This is a genomic window from Roseateles sp. P5_E1, from assembly GCF_054049335.1.
The window spans coordinates 1-514 of sequence record NZ_JBFUMN010000497.1; the positions used below are offsets into that span (position 1 = coordinate 1).

The window sequence follows — 514 nt, forward strand, 5'->3', positions numbered from 1 at the left end:
TGTTCGCCAGCACGCGGCAATGGCAGATGTCGCTGCACTTCAACAAAGGCCTGGCCGGAGCGCCACCGAGCGAGATCGCCGCTGCGCGCGATACGGCCACCAATCCCCAGGTGCTGGATGCGTTTGCGCTCGCGATCTGCGCGGGCGAAGGTGCCCCCGCCTTTCCTGGCATGCCGGGTCCCGCACCGGATATCGCCAAGGCCCGTCGCGCTTCGGAGCGCATCAACAAAGCCATGGACGCACTGTTGAAGGTTGCACCAGGCGCCGGTTCGTACGTCTCGGAAAGCGATTATTTCGAACGCGATTGGCAACGCTCGTTCTGGGGCACCAACTATCCGAAGCTTGCCGCGGTGAAACGCAAATACGATCCCGACGGCCTGTTCTTCGTCCGCCATGGCGTGGGCAGCGAAGCGTGGACCGACGATGGATTTACGCGCCTGCGATAAGGCGTCGCCCCTGGCCGCCTGGACTGGCCGCCATCACCGCGCGGTGCGCGTCGACTCCGGCCGAGGTC

Annotated in this window: 1 protein-coding gene; it reads left to right on the forward strand. The window is 65.2% G+C overall.

The window, feature by feature from the left end; translation table 11 throughout:
* On the forward strand, positions 1–446 hold a 446-nt coding region (locus ACXJKJ_RS32295; RefSeq protein ID WP_457395847.1), incomplete at its 5' end, for a BBE domain-containing protein.
* Between the last annotated feature and the right edge of the window lie 68 nt (positions 447–514).